This is a genomic window from Acinetobacter calcoaceticus DSM 30006 = CIP 81.8, from assembly GCF_000368965.1.
GTDB classification, from domain to species: domain Bacteria; phylum Pseudomonadota; class Gammaproteobacteria; order Pseudomonadales; family Moraxellaceae; genus Acinetobacter; species Acinetobacter calcoaceticus.
Window position 1 is genome coordinate 1,830,313 of record NZ_KB849780.1, and the last position, 18,769, is coordinate 1,849,081.

Below are 18,769 nucleotides of genomic sequence, written 5' to 3' on the forward strand. Positions count from 1 at the left end.
GCTGTTTATTCTTTTACACTTATTATAAGAAATACCGCTCACGCTTTGAATGTCTCATTCCTTCATGATCATAGTATTTATGTAACGATCAAGCAGATAAAGTCATCAAATAAATCCAGAAAATCAAACATATTACATTTAAGCCAAGATAGATATGACTTAAGGTCTTAACTTTCTCTTCAAGATTAGGACTTTCTCTTTTCCAGAGTAAATAACTATTTTGTATGAATACCACAGGAATTAATACACATGCGAACAATACTGACAAGCTCATAAAAGCAGTTATGAAGAAATCTTCATGATATTCTTGCCCATAAATGACCAACATCGCTAATGTTGGAGAGCCACCAATAGCAAATAAAAAAGAATAAAAGATTGTTTTTGAAATAGTTGGTTGCAGCTTCATCCTGAGCCCATCATTCCTTATCGATATATAACGTTTTAATCCGAATCGAATAAAACAAAAACTGCACTTTAGTCGGGTATAAAAAAGCCCCCTTTCAGGAGGCTTTTTAATCTTTGCTTAATTAAGCAGAGAATGGATGACGTAAAACAATTGTTTCTGCACGGTCTGGACCAGTTGAAACGATATCAATCGGACATTCGATTAACTGTTCAATGCGCTTCACATAAGCCAAAGCATTTGCTGGTAATTGGTCGATACTAGTTAAACCAACAGTCGACTCGCTCCAACCAGGCATAGTTTCGTAGATTGGTTTCAAGCATTCAAAAGAAACCGCATCAGAAGAACCTACACAGCCTGAATCTGTATTTTCATAGCCCACACAGATTTTCACTTCTTCTAAACCATCTAAAACGTCAAGTTTAGTTAAGCAAATACCAGAAAGTGAGTTTACATCTACAGAACGGCGAAGGATTTCAGCATCAAACCAACCACAACGACGTTGACGACCAGTAGAAGCACCAAACTCATGACCGACTGTACCCAAGTGTTTACCAACTGGATCACCGGCATCAGCTGCTGCATCGTAAACCAATTCAGTTGGGAATGGGCCAGCACCTACACGAGTTGTATAAGCTTTAGTAATACCTAATACATAATCAAGATGTAAAGGTCCCATACCTGAACCAGAGCTTACGCCACCAGCAGTTGTATTTGAACTGGTAACATATGGATAAGTACCGTGGTCGATATCAAGAAGTGAGCCTTGAGCTCCTTCAAACATTACAGCTTTACCTTCTTTGCGATAGTCATGCAACACTTTAGTAACATCAACTACTAATGGAGCAAGAACTTCACGCCATTGGTTGCAAAGAGCCAATACATCTTCAAATTTAACAGCTTCTACACCGTAGAACTGAGTTAACTGGAAGTTATGTAACTCAAGCATCTCAGACAATTTTTCTTCTAATGCTGCACCACCACGAACAAGGTCAGCAACACGCACTGCACGGCGAGCCACTTTATCTTCGTATGCAGGACCAATACCACGACCTGTAGTACCGATTTTAGCATTACCACGTTTCTTTTCACGTGCCTGATCAAGTGCAATGTGGTTAGGCAAAATGAGTGGACAGTTTGGAGAAATACGTAGGCGTTCTTTAACAGGAACTCCTTCTGCTTCCAAAATTCCCATTTCTTCAATTAACGCGGCTGGTGAAAGTACTACACCATTACCAATTAAGCACAATACGTTTTCACGTAAAATACCTGATGGAATGAGGTGCAATACAGTTTTTTTACCACCTACGACAAGAGTATGACCTGCGTTATGTCCGCCTTGATAACGTACTACCGCAGCCGCCTGATCTGTGAGCAGGTCGACGATTTTACCTTTACCTTCGTCGCCCCATTGGGTACCAAGTACCACAACATTTTTGCCCATAATAGCCTCATTACATCATGCTGTTAAAATTGGAAACCACCAGTAAAAACTTACCGTTGGCGATTAAATCTTTTCAATATTCCATTGACCATTTTGCGACACGAGTCGATGGGTCGCGTATGGAATAGAACTTAAATCATCATTACCTAACAATTGAACGACACGTAAACCTTGAGCGCGTGCATTCGAAATTGCTGAAAGTAAATCTTGTTTTGAGCCTTTTGGAGCAACAACAGTTTCGATTTCTGCGAACTGATTTGCGCCTAAGGCATATAAATCACAACTAAAGCCAGTAGCAGGACGTGCGCGACCAAAATGCTCACCTATACCATCGTAACGGCCACCCTGCGCTAACGGCGCAGCACGGTTCGGCGCATATACTGCGTACATTAAACCAGTGTGATAGTGATAACTACGTAGCTCTACGACATCGATACCAATATTAAGATTTGGCCAGCGCCCTTTAATTTGCTCAAGCGTCGTCTTAAGTGCATCTAATGCTGACTTAAATTCAGAATCTTGCAAAATATTGGCACTTAAATTCGTCTGCAATGCTTCTAGATCACTAGAATAACGGCCAAGCGCATAGAAATCAGAACCCATATTTAGGCTTTGAGTAAATTCTGCTAACTCTGGCAATGCTTTTCTTTGATAAAGATCAGACAGTTCATGCTCTTCATTTTTTGACAGTCCAGCATACTTGACTAGACTACGGAACAACCCTACATGGCCCAAATCTAAATGCGCGCCTTGTAAAGTATAGGTGTTCTCAATCAACCCCAGCATAACACCGACCATTTCGACATCAGCTTCGATACTATCGTGGCCATATAATTCGGCACCTAATTGTAAAGGCGCACGAGTGGCATTGAAATTTTGTGGTTTAGTATGTAATACAGTCCCTGAATAACAGTAACGTGCAACGCCTTCAACTGGTCTTACATGTGCATCAATACGTGCAACTTGTGGCGTCATATCAGCACGAACACCGAGTAAACGGCCTGAGAGCTGATCAATAACCTTAAAAGTTACTAAATCTAAGTCTTGATTTGATTCTGATAATGAAGACAACGATTCGATGTATTCGATAAATGGTGTATATACCAATTGATAACCTCGTACCGCGAGGAAATCTAAAGCTTCACGGCGAAGTTTTTCAATGACTTGTGCCTGTTCCGGCAATACATCGGCTACCCCGTCAGGCAGCAACCATGTCTCTGAAATGGTCATATTTCAAGCCTAAAATCTGATCAACGTGGAACGACCCCACATAAAAAAATCGGGAACACACCCGATTTCTCTTAGTGTAGCATGATACTTTCTGCCATGCACCTGACAATTTGCATAAATCTTTCTGAATAAACTCTAAAGTCAAAAAGAAGTTTTTATGAATTAGCAAGTGGATTCAATATCTTACTATCACTCACTTAAATTATAATCAAAAGTTCTTCGACCAAAGAAAGGGTCAATAACTGAACTATCACCTTGTTTCCAATTCACCAAATTTAACTTTTGAATAGCTTGAGCTGCTTGAGTATTAAAAGCAAAACAACCTTTTTCAAGATTTGCAATTTTTAGCTTTTGTCTGAAAGCAATTAATGAGTGCACATCATTAAGCGGGTTATCTTCTATAGAATAAGGATGAGACTTCTCATAAGCTAAATCTCTATCAGCATCCCACGAACTACTTGATATAAAATTAATAAAAAAAGCAGACTGGTTATTATTATTTCCCCATGCACTTTGAATATCACCAGTTTCTAAGTTTTCTAAAACAGTTAAGTTATAGCCGTACCACTGCGAATTTAGAAGCCTAAAATACTTTTTATCTGGACCTAAGTTATTATATCTTTCGATAATTGACTGCTTTTTCTCACTAAACGATGGACTTGAATCAAAACCAGATATATCTGAAATATAAGATTGATTCCATTGAGTCTCTTTTAAACGATAACAATAACTATTTTTTGGAAACCTAACATTCTTATAGTTTTGATAAAATTCAATTAAATTTTTATCAAGTTGATTATGAAGACCCGTTTCTAGATTTTTATTTTCTTTATAGCCCGGTAATACACGGTCAAAGATATTTTCACCATCCAACTTCACAATTTCAAACTTTAAATTCTTTTTCAAATCAGGCGTTAATTCATAAGTCCAACTGCTAGGTGTCAACCTTTTTACAATATTTGTTTGTAATGTACCTTTATTTAAAATTTTTTGTTCAGTAAGAAGTTCATTCTCTAGCGGCAGCTTATGTGACTTTGCAAAAAATATTTCATTATTTTTAATTGGATATTGAGTGATTTCAAAAAAATCACTATAAACCTCTGAAGAAAAATTAGAAGGTTGGTAATAAACTTGGTAAATTGCATCGTCTTTTTCTAAATTACTTTCAGCTTGATCATTAGTATTTTGATCTGAGCCTCCACCACCACAAGCGGTTAAAATAATATTAGATGTAATAATTAAAAAACCACTTATTTTTTTTGAGTTAAATTTCATATGAACTCTATAATTAAAATTTTAATGTTTGCGAATCATACAAATAGAGATAGTTTTTCACAATATAAATATTTAGAATTTTAAAATAAATTTTCTTTTAAGTTATTTCTATAACTATTCAGATCATAAATTAGTAATTATAAAAAAGGATGTTAATTTAACATCCTTAAATTATTTCAATTGACGTTTAGAAAGAATCACACAAATCTAATAATCGATTTGCATAGCCCCATTCATTATCGTACCAAGCAAATACTTTAGCTTGATGCCCCACCACCATGGTCTGGGTTAAATCAACAATCAGCGAATAAGGAGAATGGTTGAAATCACTTGAAACTAATGGTTCATCAGTAATAGCCATAATTTCTGCATAATCTGTTTGAGAAGCTTTAATCAACACTTCATTAATATGATGCACAGTAATTGGCGATTGAGCGATAAAAGTTAAGTCAATTGCAGCCACATTAATAGTCGGCACCCGAATTGAATAACCATCTATACGGTCTTCCATTTTTGGCATAACGCGCTTTAATGCACCGAGTGCACTAGACGTAGTTGGTATAATATTTTGTCCAGAAGCTCTGGCACGACGCAAATCACGATGCGCGTGATCAAGTACAGACTGGTCTGCTGTAACAGCATGAATTTCTGTCATAAGCGCAGTTTCAATACCAAAAGCATCATCAATGATTTTAACTAAGGGCACCAAAGCCTGCGTAGTACATGAAACACTTGATATGATCTGATCAGTCGCTTTCACATCTGCATGGTTAACACCATAGACAATTGCTGCATCTACATGATCAAAAGGTGCTGCACCAATAATTACCCTTTTTGCTCCAGCTTGTAGATGGCGGGTTGCATCAGCGTGGGAACGGAACAGTCCGGTACACTCAAGTACGACATCAACATCCAAACTAGACCATGGCAAAAGCTCAGGTTGTTCCTGTTTTAAAACTTCAACTTTTAGCGTTCTTTGATTTGATTGAATGTTCAAAAAAACTTTTTCATTTTCAATAAATATTTCCACATTCCCATTAAAACGGCCATGTGTGGAATCATATTTAAATAAGTGCACTAATGTTTGTACATCTGCTATATCGTTAATCGCCACGATTTCAAATTGAAATTGTTTTGAGCTCTCAAACCAAGCACGTAAAACATTACGTCCAATCCGCCCAAACCCATTAATGGCGATACGTTGCATGACCTATCCTTATCTACAAAACTAAAGGCTAAAGAAGGCATATAGTAAAGCACGTCACGCCCAATTGAATATAGATTTTTAGCCAAATCACAGTTTTGTAAGATATTCCTTTTAAAATCGTTGGTTCGGTGGGGTTTTTCCGCTACAATTTAGCGTTTTTAAAAAATAAGCCCCGTATCAAATGCTCAGGTTTGACATAAAACAAACAGGCATTGATACATTTAGCCAAATTCGAAAATATGGAGTGACTTGGTTGTGAGTACTCGTTTAATGACATCTGCTGAAATTCGTGAAGCATTTTTGCGCTACTTTGAGACGCAAGGGCATACACGTGTCGCGTCGAGTTCTCTTGTTCCTGCCAACGACCCAACTTTATTATTTACAAATGCTGGGATGAACCAGTTTAAAGACTGCTTCTTAGGTCTTGAAAAACGTGACTATGTACGTGCAACCACATCACAAAAATGTGTACGTGCTGGCGGCAAACATAATGATTTAGACAACGTTGGTTACACTGCTCGTCACCATACATTCTTTGAAATGTTAGGTAATTTCTCATTTGGTGATTATTTCAAACGTGATGCTCTTAAATTTGCTTGGGAATTTTTGACTAGTGATGAGTGGCTAGCACTTCCTAAAGATCGTTTATATGCGACGGTTTATCACACTGATGATGAAGCTTATGACATCTGGAATAAAGAAATTGGTTTAGCGCCTGAACGTATTATCCGTATTGGTGATAATAAAGGCGAAAAATACGCATCTGATAACTTCTGGGCAATGGGTGACACAGGTCCATGTGGTCCATGTTCTGAAATTTTCTTTGACCATGGCGATCATATTTGGGGTGGCTTACCAGGCTCTCCAGAAGAAGATGGCGACCGTTTCATTGAAATCTGGAACAACGTTTTCATGCAGTTTAACCGCACGAACGACGGCGTACTTCACCCACTCCCTGCCCCATCTGTTGATACAGGTATGGGCTTGGAGCGTATCTCTGCTGTATTGCAACATGTTAATTCAAACTATGACATTGACTTGTTCCAACACTTATTAAAAGCTGCTGCAAACATTATTGGTATCAAAGACGAAGGTCAGCCGTCTTTACGTGTAGTTGCAGACCATGCGCGTTCATGCTGTTTCTTAATTGCTGATGGTGTAAACCCAAGCAACGAAGGCCGCGGTTATGTATTACGTCGTATTATCCGTCGCGCTGTGCGTCACGGTAATAAACTTGGTGCAACTGGTACGTTCTTCTACAAAATGTTGCAACCTTTAATCGAAGTTATGGGTGATGCTTATCCAGAACTTGTAGCGCGCAAAGATGTGATTGAAGCAACTTTAATTCGTGAAGAAGAACAGTTTGCTAAAACACTTGAGCAAGGCTTAAAACTACTTGAAGGCGAGCTTGCTCAATTAAAAGATAAGACGATTCCTGGTGCGACTGTATTTAAACTTTACGACACTTACGGCTTCCCAACAGACTTAACAGCTGATATTGCACGTGAACGTGACTTTATTATTGACGAAGCTGGCTTTGAAGTAGAAATGGCTGCACAGCGTCAACGTGCTCGTGATGCTGGTAAATTCGCAGTTGATTACAACAGCATTGTACAAGTTGAAGGCGAAACCCAATTTGACGGTTACATCAACACAACTGGTCAAGGCCAAATTGTAGCGATCTACAAAGATGGCGTACAAGTTGATGAAGTTTCTGAAGGTGATGAAGCACTTATCGTTTTAAACCAAACTCCTTTCTATGCAGAAAGTGGTGGTCAGATTGGCGATACAGGTATCTTCAAAAATGAAACTGGTATTTTTGAAGTTCAAGATACGAAAAAATCAGGCGGTGCCTTTGTTCATCAAGGTATTGTGACCGTTGGTAATCTTAAAGCCGATCAAAACGTTGAAGCGATTGTTAAAGCAGACATTCGTGATGCAACAGCTCGTAACCACTCGGCAACTCACCTATTACATGCTGCCCTTCGTCAAATTTTAGGGTCACACGTACAACAAAAAGGTTCTTTAGTTGCAAGTGATATCTTACGTTTTGACTTTGCTAACGACCAACCTGTAACTTTTGAACAGTTGCAACAGGTTGAGCGTTTGGTAAATGCAGAAATTATTGCAAATACCGCAGTAACAACTGAACTACTTGACATCGAAGCGGCAAAAGCCAAAGGTGCCATGATGTTGTTCGGTGAAAAATACGGTAACGAAGTTCGTGTTCTCGCTATGGGTTCAGTGATTGATGAGAAAAACTTCTCAATCGAACTTTGTGGTGGTATTCACGTTAAGCGTACAGGCGATATTGGTTTATTTAAAATCACCTCTGAAGGTGGTGTGGCTGCTGGTGTACGCCGTATTGAAGCAGTTACAGGTAGTAAAGCTTTAGATGTAGTACAAAAAACCGATTCAGATATCCAGCACATTAATGGCTTATTAAAAGCACAGAAAGACCAAACTGTTGACCGTGTACAAGCCAATGTAGAACTTGTTTCTACATTACAAAAGCAGATTGAACAGCTCAATCAGAAATTGGCAAACTTCCAAGCATCAGAATTGATTGATCAGGTACAAACGATTGCTGGTCGTCAAACGCTTATTACCACTGTTCACGGTGTAGATGCGAAATCACTTCGCAACTTGCACGACAGTGTTAAATCAAAATTAGAGAACGCAGTCATTGTATTAGCTGGCGTAGAGGGTGACAAAGTTAGCCTGCTTGCTTCAGTTGCATCACAATACACTGCAAATCTAAAAGCAGGTGACATCATCAAGCATCTAGCAACCGAGTTAGGTGGTAAAGGTGGTGGTAAACCTGACTTAGCACAAGGTGGCGCGCCACTTAACGAGAAGTTTGGACAAGTTATTGCTGCATTACCTGCATGGCTTGAACAAAAATAAGACTTCACTTTTTGTGTAACTGACCCTGAAAAGCCTCTCAGGGTCATGGCTTATATGGAAAAACTATGGCATTAATCGTTCAAAAATATGGCGGTACTTCTATGGGTACCCCCGAGCGCATTTTAAATGTTGCTCGTCGTGTTAAGCGTTGGCATGATCACGGTCACAAGGTTGTTGTGGTCGTATCTGCAATGAGTGGTGAAACAAACCGCTTACTTGCTCTCGCTAAAGCCATTACCGAAACACCTGACCCACGCGAGTTAGACCAAATGGTTTCAACCGGTGAACAGGTGACGATTTCCATGTTAGCTATGGCACTTAATTCGATTGGTGTGGAAGCTAAATCCTATACCGGACGTCAAGTCGGTATTAAAACTGACAGTGCATTTACCAAGGCGCGTATTGAGTCTATTGATACAGATGTCATGACCAATGACCTTGATGCAGGCCGTGTTATTGTTGTTGCAGGCTTCCAAGGCTTTGATGCTAATGGAAATATCACAACGTTAGGCCGTGGCGGTTCAGATACTTCTGGTGTTGCTCTTGCTGCTGCTCTAAAAGCAGATGAATGCCAAATTTACACTGATGTAGATGGCGTTTACACCACTGACCCTCGTGTTGCTCCTAAAGCCAAAAAAATCGACCGTATTTCTTTTGAAGAAATGCTAGAAATGGCTTCATTAGGTTCAAAAGTTTTACAAATTCGCTCAGTAGAATTTGCCGGAAAATATCAAGTTCCTTTGCGTGTATTATCAAGTTTTGATAATGATAACGACGGCGTGTTTGACGATGAATTTAAAGAAAATGTAGGTACACTCATTACGACTGAGGCGGAAGATAATATGGAACAGCCAATTATTGCAGGTATTGCTTTTAACCGTGACGAAGCAAAATTAACGATTTTAGGTGTACCTGATGAACCAGGTATTGCTTCTAAAATTTTATCACCAGTAAGTGATGCCAATATCGAAGTCGATATGATAGTGCAAAATGTTGAAGAAGATGGCACAACAGATTTCACTTTCACTGTAAACCGTGTTGATTTAGCTAAAGCTGAAAAAATCTTAAACGAAACTGCCAAAAATATTGGTGCACGTGAAGTTTCAACACGTGATGACATCGTTAAAGTGTCTATCGTGGGTGTAGGTATGCGTTCACATGCAGGCGTAGCGAGCAAGATGTTCACTGCCCTTGCTGATGAAGGCATTAATATCCTTATGATTTCAACATCTGAAATTAAAGTTTCTGTCATTATTGATGAGAAATACTTGGAACTTGCTGTTCGTTGTCTACACACCGCTTTTGGTTTAGATCGTGAACATGGTGAAAGCAGCGCCCGCGCTTAATTTTACCAAACGGTCAATTATTCATTAAAAAATGTTTACTTGTCCGACAATAATTAAAGAAAACACAGAGCCGCTATAGTTTTTTTTATAGCGGCTCTGTTATATTAAACGGAAAGTTTTTTGGCAGTGATTATCAAAATATGACTTTGTTCTCATATTTCTGTTAGAATCTGACTGAAAACTGAGGTTGAGCTTTTATTTGGGTACCAATATTGCAGTTTTAAGCGTTTAGCAAGGAGATAAACATGCTGATTCTGACCCGCCGTGTCGGGGAAACATTAATGATTGGGGATCAAGTCAGTGTTACTGTGCTTGGCGTCAAAGGAAATCAGGTTCGTATTGGTGTGAATGCACCAAAAGAGGTTTCTGTTCATCGCGAAGAAATTTATCAACGTATTCAACATGAACGTGCAATGCATGAACACCTTCAACATCTTGATCAAGATTATCAAGTTTCTTTTGAAGATGATAATTTTGCACAGAAAAACTTCAATCGTTAACATGAAGTTATTCTCTCCCTAATTAAAGCGACTTTATAGTCGCTTTAAATTTTTTAGGAAGTTGTATTTATAGGCCTAGAGCACGTTTAACAGGTGCGTAACTACGGCGGTGCTGATCAATTACACCATGCGCTGCAATCGCTTCAAAATGCGCTTTAGTTGGATATCCTTTATGTTTGGAAAAACCAAATAATGGATATTGTTGATCTAATTCTTGCATTTGTCGATCACGCGTAACTTTTGCCAGAATACTCGCTGCACTGATCTCAGCATGACTCGCATCTCCCCCAACAATCGCTTCACAAGGAATAATGATTCCTTTTGGAATTTGATTACCATCTACAATCACTTTTTGTGGCTGAGTTTTCAAACCATCTACTGCACGCTGCATAGCCAAAAAAGTCGCTTGTAAAATATTTAATTCATCAATTTCACCGTGCGTTGCTTCTGCAATTGACCAAGCTAGGGCTTTTTCTTGTATTTCTATAAATAACTTTTCACGTTTCTTTTCAGTTAATTTTTTAGAATCATTTAATCCCACAATTGGATTATTCGGATCTAAAATAACAGCCGCTGCCACAACAGAACCCACCAAAGGTCCTCGTCCCGCCTCATCTACACCAGCAATAAACATCAACTCTCTACCTTTAAACAAAAGAGGCTGATCAATAGTAATCAGCCTTCTTTAATACAAAAATCATTAATTACTTTTGTAAAGCTTCTGCCACACACTCATTTACAGTTTTTGAAACCACTTGGTTTACAATTGTAGCACGTGCATTTACATCAAATGCAGCCGAAGCTAATTCTACTGCGGTCACACTATTTGGTGCCTTTTCGCTCACACAACCACAAACATTGGTCTGAATGCTGTCACGTTGCTCAGCAGTCATATATTTTGTTGCTGTTTTCCAAGCCGAAACATTATTAATCTCTGTAATACATTTTGCATTTACAGCAACTTTTAATGCAGCGACACCCAACTGTTGAGTTGTGGTTTGCGCAGAAGTAGCGCCTGTACCCGTACCTGTAGTCGTTGCACACGCTGTTAAAGCTAAAACAACTGGCGCTAGAGCGAGCATCAATTTTTTCATCATTTTTTCCTTTGATTGAACCTTGGCAGCGCGTATTGTGCCTAAACTCAACTTTATAAGAAACAAATAATTTGATGCATTTATGCAATCTATTTTCCCCTGCAAAACTCAGCTCATCAATTGCATTTTTTCTTAAACGTTCTGTTTTTAGCACGCTCTGTTACATTTAAAACATTTCTCAAAATCAGCGCTTTCCCATAAAATTAGAAATCAAAACGACAAAAAAATAGGGTCTTTTATGCCTGCTGTTTCATCTCAGTATTACACCCGTACCGCACAAGTCCTGCATTGGGTGATGGCAATCATTTTCATCGCAGCGTGGGCTATTGGCTTCTATAGTGGAAATTTTTTAAGTTATGACGTTGATGGCCCCTTTAAAGGCGATGTCATTACGTTGCACAAGAATATTGCGACAACCATTATCTTTTTGGTGATTATCCGGATTTTATGGCGCTATACACACCCAGCTCCAAAATTACCAGATACGATGTCTCCGACCATGAAAACACTGGCACATATTGGCCATCTATTCCTTTATGTGATTTTGGTGGCGTTACCTGTCACTGGTTGTTTATTTAGCTGGAGTGCTGGTCACCCTGCCCCTGTTTTATATTTATTTGAAATTCCGCGTTTAGTACAAGATAACCCAGAGCTTTTAGCTGTCGTTAAACCATTACATATTTATATTTCTTGGTTTGCAGGCTTTCTTATTGTTGGACATGTACTTGCAGCTTTAAAACATCACTTTGTTGATAAAGACAATATTTTAAATAGTATGACCAAACAACCAAAGTAATTGTATGTATAAAAAAACCGCCTGAGATAGGCGGTTTTTTTTATTTAGATTTTTTTGATTTCTGCAATCCACTTTTGTTTCTCTTCATCTGAAATGAAAGAGGCTTCAAAAGAGTTGATTGCGAGTTTTTTCAACTCATCATTTGTTAGGTCTAAAGCTTGCTGAATTGCAAAGAAGTTATCATTCATATATCCACCGAAATATGATGGATCATCTGAGTTAACCGTCACATGTACGTCTTTTTGCAGCAAACGACGGATATTATGATCTTTCATATCATTTACGACACAGAGCTTTAAATTACTTAAAGGACAAACCGTCAAAGGCATTTTTTCATTAATTAAACGCGCCATCAATTGTTCGTCTTCTTCAGAGCGCACACCATGGTCAATACGGTTCACTTTGAGCAAGTCTAAAGCTTCCCATACATATTCGGGTGGGCCTTCTTCACCAGCGTGAGCAACGATTAAGAAGCCCTCTTCACGTGCCTTAGCAAAAACACGTTCAAATTTAGCTGGTGGGTGCCCCACTTCACTTGAATCAAGCCCTACAGCAATAATGTCTTGCTTAAATGGCAAAGCCTGCTCTAAGGTCTCAAAAGCTGCCTCTTCGCTTAAATGGCGTAAGAAACACATAATAAGCTGAGAGCTGATACCAAACTTAGCTTTAGCGTCAGCACAAGCACGTTTTAAACCGTTAATCACTGTTGAGAAAGCAACGCCACGGTCAGTGTGGGTTTGCGGGTCGAAGAACATTTCTGTATGAACCACACGATCTTCTGCACATTTCTCAAAATAAGCCCATGCTAAATCATAAAAGTCTTGTTCATGTACAAGAACATTCGCACCAGCATAGTAAATATCTAAAAATGATTGAAGATTATGAAAGTTATAAGCTTGCTTTACTTCTTCAACAGATTTGTAAGGAATCTGAATCTGATTGCGCTGGGCAATTGCAAACATTAATTCAGGTTCAAATGTCCCTTCAATATGTACATGCAATTCGGCTTTTGGTAAGGCGCGAATCAGCTCGACTTGATTCATATTAACTCCACGTCTAAAGAAAAAAGGGTGTGGTAAAAATCACACCCTTCTATAATTTTCTTCTTATTAAAAACTATGACTAAGACAGCTCAAGAAGAAAATTATAAAAAATCATATTAACCGCCAAACGCGATAAATTTAAATACCCAAAGTGCAGCAATAATCCATACCATGTACGGTACAGTTTTTGCCTTACCTGTGAATAATTTAACTAATGCATAGCTGATAAAGCCCATTGCAATACCATCAGCAATTGAATAGGTAAATGGCATAAATACAATGGTTAAAAATGCAGGAACAGCTTCTGTAATATCATCCCAGTCAATGTGAGTGATCCCTTGAATCATCAACACACCAATGAACAATAAAGCTGGCGCTGTTGCAAAACCTGGTACAGATTGAGCAAGAGGCGCTAAAAATAAACAGCAAATAAATAAGACTGCAACCACAACAGCAGTTAAACCAGTACGTCCACCTGCTGCTACGCCTGAAGCTGACTCAATATATGGCGTAGTTGAAGATGTACCTAATGCGGCACCAGCAACAATTGCAGTAGAGTCAGCAAATAATGCTTTTTTCAAACGAGGTAACTTACCATCTTGCAAAAGACCAGCACGGTGTGAAACACCAACCAAAGTACCCGTACTATCAAACAAGTCGACAATAAAGAATACAAAGATTACGCCAACCATACTTGCAGTAAATAGACCTTTAAAGTCCATTTGCATAAAGGTTGGTGCAATTGAAGGAATTTGACCAACTACACCCTTAAATTCGTTTAGACCTAAGGCAGTAGCAATGGCTGTAACAACCAAAATACTAATAATGATTGCGCCACGGATTTTTAATTGGTGTAAAACCACAATCATTAAAAATCCAAATAACGCTAATAATACTGTAGGTTGTTTGATATCACCCAAGCCAACTAATGTCGCTTGATTATCAACAATGATGCCAGCATTTTTTAAAGCAATAAGTGCGAGGAATAAGCCAATACCACCACCAATCGCAAACTTCAGCGACATTGGAATAGCATTTACAATCGCTTCACGAATTTTAAAGAAGCTAATTGCAAGGAAGACAAGACCTGAAACAAAAACAGCTGCTAAAGCTGTTTGCCATGGCACGCCCATACCCATACAAACTGAATAGGTAAAATAAGCATTTAGACCCATACCAGGGGCCAGTGCGATTGGATAATTAGCAATGATCCCCATCACTAAACAGCCGATTGCTGCTGCCAAACAGGTCGCAACAAATACGGCGCCATGATCCATGCCGGTTTCAGATAAAATGAGTGGATTGACAATAATGATGTAACACATCGTTAGAAATGTAGTTACACCAGCAAGAACTTCAGTCCGGAAAGTGGTTTTATTGTCGCTTAACTTAAATAAACGCTCTAACCAGCCTGCCGAAGAATTGGGCGCCGCCATAAGTAGCCTCTATGCAAAATCTGAACTGTGGAATATTTACTTCTATGTAGGTCGCTGAACAATATTGTTTTTCTGTTCAGGTCTATCAACAAGAATCTCAAATTTAAGAAGCAACAAATATGCCACTCATTTGGTTTCTAGTTCATCCATAGGAAATAACCACAGCCCCTCTTGAAACACAAAAAAGCTGCATAACCCCTATGCAGCTTTTTTACTATACGTTCAATAAGTTTAACAGATTCAACCGAAACATGATCAAAATTTATGAAAAGATATGACCAATGACGATGCAAAAAATCAGAAATTTAAAGCGCAATATTATTAGAAAATAATTTTTTTCTCGCTTATATATCCTTGCAAATTATAAGAAGCCAAATTGCTGTGATGAGCATGATTAGGATTGCGTTCGATACTTTGTAAATTTTGTTCTGCTTCTTGAATGATTCGCATCAATTCCTGATGTCTTTTATTTTGGGTATCTAAATAAGCCCAATACCCTAATACAAAGACAATACTTACACACAACACGATTAATACTTTATTGATCATTATTATTATCTCTATGTTTTTAATGTTAATGATCTTAACAAAAAATTATAGCTTTGTGAATATTTTCACATTTATTTACAATAACACATATCCATCCAAATAATTGATAAAAAAGGTGATTTTAAATTTATCACTACAATGATCGATAAATACAGAACATTTCTATTGAAAAGTAACTTTATTTTAAAACAGTTTGTGTTTAATTATTTTTAATATTAGCTTTTTAGTCATTTCCATTATTAAGCTCATTTAAATACACACCGTAGACAAATGTGTATATCGCATGAAAAATCTCTAAATTTTCTATGTACTGAATAAGATAAAAAGATTGATTTTTCTTGCAACTGTTATATTTAAAATTGTTTGGTTAGCTAGCCATTTCCTTTTTCATCTTTAGCTTTAAAAGTAAAATTCCAATTTTAACTAAAAAGAGTCCTTTTTCTTATTTAAGAAATAGCTTTCTATTTCATCGTTCTATAAATCGTACCAAGCTTTCCATTTTTAGAGATTTATTACAATAATCGCTACGATAAACTGCACTCAGAGAAAAAATTAAATTAGGAGAGTAGATCATGTTTGATATGCGTTTATCTCATGAACGTGGCGCAGCACATCACGGCTGGTTACAATCAAAACATAGCTTTTCATTTGCTAATTATTGGGACCCGAAACAAGTCGGTTTTTCAGATCTACTTGTAATTAATGATGATAATGTTGCTCCGTCTAAAGGCTTTGGTACTCACCCTCACAATAATATGGAAATTATTTCCTATGTACTTGAAGGTGCATTAGAGCATAAAGACTCGATGGGTACAGGTTCTGTGATTGTGCCTGGTGACATTCAGTTAATGAGTGCAGGTCGTGGAGTGGCTCATAGTGAATTTAACCATTCCGCTCAAGAAGGCGTACATTTTTTACAAATTTGGGTCGTTCCAAATGAAGTAAATACAGATCCAGGTTATCAACAAATTCATATTGATGAAGAAGACAAACGCGGTAAATTGCATTTGATTATTTCACCAAAAGGCGGTGAAAAAACTTTATCCATCAAACAAGACATTAATATTTACTCAGGTCTTTTTGATGGTGAAGAAACTGCCGAATTTACGATTCCTGACGGTCGATATGTGTACCTACATGTTGCCAAAGGTCGCGTTGATGTAAATGGTAAAACCTTTAACACAGGTGATGCAGCACGTATCCGTGATGGTGGAAACTTATCGTTTACCAATGGTGATCATGCTGAAATTCTGATTTTTGATATGCGTCCGGAAGAAGTTCCAACCATGCCATAATGAAGCTAAGCCCTCACATAAAACTTTATGTGAGGGCTTTTTTAGCGTTTATACAAATTGAAAGAGTCTAACTGTGATCAATGCTCTTCTGAGCGCGACATCTCTGCATTGATATAACTCATGATCATAGTGGTTAACCCCTGCACCATTTCATCAAAACTGATATAAGGGTTTGGCAAAATAAGATGCCGCGCCACATTAAAAATCCCACTATTAATGCAGATGTACGTAATCACAGCTACGTTGTTAATTTTTAAATATTTAGGATTATGCATCATATATTTCATGATGACTTCCACTAAAGCCTGCTCAATTTTTGGAATATATTTATCGTACTGTAACTCGCCTGCATAACGTAAAACAGTTAAATAACGGTCATTATTTTTCTTTAATAAATCACTAAAAGTATAAAAAATCATTTCAATGACAGGTTCTAACTCCAACTGTAAAATAGTTGGCGTAAGTTCCGTAATCATGTCCAAAATTTCTCGAACAAAATAGTGATTCATCGCATCGTAAATTTCTTCTTTATTTTTAAAATATTCATATAAAGATCCGACACTCACCCCTGCAATTTCTGCAATATGGCGTGTTGTGGTGCCACTTGGTCCATGAAGCGCCACTGCAATAAAACCCGCTTCAATAATAGTATCGACAGTAACTTTGGCTCGAGTTTGACGAGGTTTACGCGTGGTCATACGATCTAATCAATAATCCGAACATAAAGTCAGATTAGCATGTAATCAGACTCGGTAGAAATAAAAAAACAAAATCCGAATAGTTGTCAAACTTGATCAAAAAAAGCCATAAAAATAGATGCAATTAAGGATATCTAAACACTCTTATATTTACTCTAACGACATTAATAAGAATAAATTATTTATTATTTTTCAATAATATGTACAAATTTTCATTAAGGTTTTTCTTATGCAAGAAATTGATAGATTACTTTTATATATTTAAGAATTTACCCGAATTGAATCCGAACATAAAGTCAGATTAATATGAAAAAATTAAAGAAGAGTCACTGAGAAATTCTGTGTGTCTCAACTCTTCTTTCCGTTATTCAGCCAAATAATCAAACAAATAACGGAGCAACAACACCGTAGTCAATCCAGAGAACACTCTGCTTTGAAAATGGAATTTACAGTGCCTTGTTGAACATTAAGTTTATTGATTTTCATCAAAATGCACTACTACTGATTTGTCTCAAGGTGTCGCTATGATCTCGACCACAGTAAAAAAATCATTTAACAAACTTAAATTTCAACGTGAAATTGAGTTGCCGGATTTTGCCAGTAAAAGCACTATTCCAATCCGTCATTTAAATATTGGTTTTGATGGTAAGGAAATTGATGTCAGATTCTATATGGACAATCAATTTGCCACCTTGTTTTTTGCCACACTTTCAGTTTTTTTAACCTATGGTGAAGATCTGGTGATCGAAACTGCTCGTCATCACCGTGACTTTATTAAAGACCCTATCTTAAAACAGCGAGTGACTTCGCTCATTGGCCAAGAAGCAATTCACTCAAAATTGCACAATGAATATAACGATGCACTTCAAGATGCTGAATATCCTGTTGCCCTCTATCGTTTCCTTGGCTCGAACTTCTTTAAATATGTGTTTTTAAAGTTTCCGCAGCCACTCAAATTATCGATGATGGCGGGTATTGAGCATTTTACCGCAGTACTTGCTGAATACATGATGAAGCATGAAAAAAACTTTTATTATTCAGATGATGCGAAGAGCCGTGCATTGTGGATGTGGCATATGCTTGAAGAATCTGAGCATAAAGATATTGCCTATGATGTCTACCAAATCTTAAATGGCAGCTATCCATTAAGAGCATCTGGTTTCGTCCTTGCTCTCATTACCATTTTAGGGCTTATTCCTGCGACGACCTTATTTGTACCAGTTTTAAGAAAACCGCAAGAGATGTTCACCTTAAAATTCTGGAAAGATGCCCGTCGTGGCGTTGGTTTAATCTTTGGCCCGAAAGATGGTGTTTTCGGAAGTACGATTGGTCAGATTCTTGACTATTTACGTCCAGACTTTCATCCAAATGACCATGATACGACTGAATATCTTGAGTACTACAAAAAGAAATTGCTGAACGAAGGCGGTGCAATTGCTCCTTACTTTGTTAAAGAATTTACCCCACCTGTACGCGTGTCTTAATCGTCCTTTATGACTAGCTATCTCGTAGATAGCTAGTTTCTCTTCAAGTTATTTATGGATGA

General features: G+C 37.8%; 17 protein-coding genes. 6 read left to right on the forward strand and 11 right to left on the reverse strand.

The features are described 5' to 3' along the window. Positions 1-88: 88 nt before the first annotated feature. The 5 genes from F936_RS13585 to gap all read right to left on the reverse strand — a co-directional run bounded on the left by F936_RS13585 (position 89) and on the right by gap (position 5,559). On the reverse strand, positions 89-406 hold the full coding sequence (locus F936_RS13585) for a hypothetical protein (protein ID WP_005048141.1): 318 nt from the start codon (positions 404-406) through the stop codon (positions 89-91). A 121-nt stretch (positions 407-527) separates the two neighbouring features. Then, a complete protein-coding gene (locus F936_RS13590) occupies positions 528-1,847 on the reverse strand; it encodes an adenylosuccinate synthase (protein ID WP_003652692.1) in 1,320 nt (439 codons plus the stop codon). A gap of 63 nt (positions 1,848-1,910) precedes the next feature. Continuing rightward, positions 1,911-3,077, reverse strand: a complete 1,167-nt coding sequence (locus tag F936_RS13595) for an ATP phosphoribosyltransferase regulatory subunit (protein ID WP_005048143.1) — start codon at positions 3,075-3,077, stop codon at positions 1,911-1,913. A 189-nt stretch (positions 3,078-3,266) separates the two neighbouring features. Further along, positions 3,267-4,352 carry a hypothetical protein gene (locus F936_RS13600; protein WP_005048146.1) on the reverse strand — a complete coding sequence of 362 codons (1,086 nt, stop codon included), beginning with the start codon at positions 4,350-4,352 and terminating at the stop codon, positions 3,267-3,269. 187 nt (positions 4,353-4,539) lie between these two features. Next, complete coding sequence (gap, locus tag F936_RS13605) at positions 4,540-5,559, reverse strand: type I glyceraldehyde-3-phosphate dehydrogenase (protein WP_005048149.1); 1,020 nt, start codon at positions 5,557-5,559, stop codon at positions 4,540-4,542. Positions 5,560-5,829: 270 nt separating this feature from the next. Between gap and alaS the strand changes: the two genes are divergently transcribed. From alaS to csrA, 3 genes are all read left to right on the forward strand, one after another. Further along, positions 5,830-8,466, forward strand: a complete 2,637-nt coding sequence (gene alaS, locus F936_RS13610) for an alanine--tRNA ligase (protein WP_005048151.1) — start codon at positions 5,830-5,832, stop codon at positions 8,464-8,466. Positions 8,467-8,531: 65 nt separating this feature from the next. Next, on the forward strand, positions 8,532-9,812 hold the full coding sequence (locus tag F936_RS13615; protein ID WP_003652700.1) for an aspartate kinase: 1,281 nt from the start codon (positions 8,532-8,534) through the stop codon (positions 9,810-9,812). Between the two features lie 245 nt (positions 9,813-10,057). Beyond that, positions 10,058-10,312 (forward strand): carbon storage regulator CsrA, encoded by a 255-nt coding sequence (gene csrA, locus F936_RS13620; protein WP_003652701.1) that lies wholly within the window; start codon positions 10,058-10,060, stop codon positions 10,310-10,312. 67 nt (positions 10,313-10,379) lie between these two features. Here the strand turns inward: csrA and rnhB are convergent, their stop codons facing one another. Next, positions 10,380-10,946 (reverse strand): ribonuclease HII, encoded by a 567-nt coding sequence (gene rnhB / locus F936_RS13625; protein WP_005048153.1) that lies wholly within the window; start codon positions 10,944-10,946, stop codon positions 10,380-10,382. Between the two features lie 70 nt (positions 10,947-11,016). Then, positions 11,017-11,406, reverse strand: a complete 390-nt coding sequence (locus F936_RS13630) for a hypothetical protein (RefSeq protein WP_005048156.1) — start codon at positions 11,404-11,406, stop codon at positions 11,017-11,019. Positions 11,407-11,644: 238 nt separating this feature from the next. Between F936_RS13630 and F936_RS13635 the strand changes: the two genes are divergently transcribed. Then, the gene (locus F936_RS13635; protein WP_005041962.1) at positions 11,645-12,202 is read left to right on the forward strand and encodes a cytochrome b; all 558 of its coding nucleotides are present in this window, start codon (positions 11,645-11,647) and stop codon (positions 12,200-12,202) included. 44 nt (positions 12,203-12,246) lie between these two features. Here the strand turns inward: F936_RS13635 and F936_RS13640 are convergent, their stop codons facing one another. The 3 genes from F936_RS13640 to F936_RS13650 form a co-directional block, all read right to left on the reverse strand. After that, on the reverse strand, positions 12,247-13,245 hold the full coding sequence (locus F936_RS13640) for an adenosine deaminase (protein WP_005048158.1): 999 nt from the start codon (positions 13,243-13,245) through the stop codon (positions 12,247-12,249). Between the two features lie 116 nt (positions 13,246-13,361). Next, complete coding sequence (locus F936_RS13645) at positions 13,362-14,681, reverse strand: NCS2 family permease (protein WP_003652707.1); 1,320 nt, start codon at positions 14,679-14,681, stop codon at positions 13,362-13,364. A gap of 321 nt (positions 14,682-15,002) precedes the next feature. Then, positions 15,003-15,230, reverse strand: a complete 228-nt coding sequence (locus F936_RS13650; protein ID WP_004641992.1) for a hypothetical protein — start codon at positions 15,228-15,230, stop codon at positions 15,003-15,005. 572 nt (positions 15,231-15,802) lie between these two features. On the opposite strand from F936_RS13650, the gene F936_RS13655 reads away from it, so the two are divergent. Then, a complete protein-coding gene (locus tag F936_RS13655; protein WP_005048161.1) occupies positions 15,803-16,525 on the forward strand; it encodes a pirin family protein in 723 nt (240 codons plus the stop codon). Between the two features lie 77 nt (positions 16,526-16,602). Here F936_RS13655 and F936_RS13660 read toward each other — a convergent pair whose 3' ends face one another. After that, entirely contained in the window at positions 16,603-17,223 is a 621-nt protein-coding gene (locus F936_RS13660; protein ID WP_003652710.1) for a TetR/AcrR family transcriptional regulator, read from the reverse strand. 524 nt (positions 17,224-17,747) lie between these two features. On the opposite strand from F936_RS13660, the gene F936_RS13665 reads away from it, so the two are divergent. Next, on the forward strand, positions 17,748-18,707 hold the full coding sequence (locus F936_RS13665) for a metal-dependent hydrolase (RefSeq protein WP_005048163.1): 960 nt from the start codon (positions 17,748-17,750) through the stop codon (positions 18,705-18,707). Positions 18,708-18,769 lie beyond the last annotated feature (62 nt).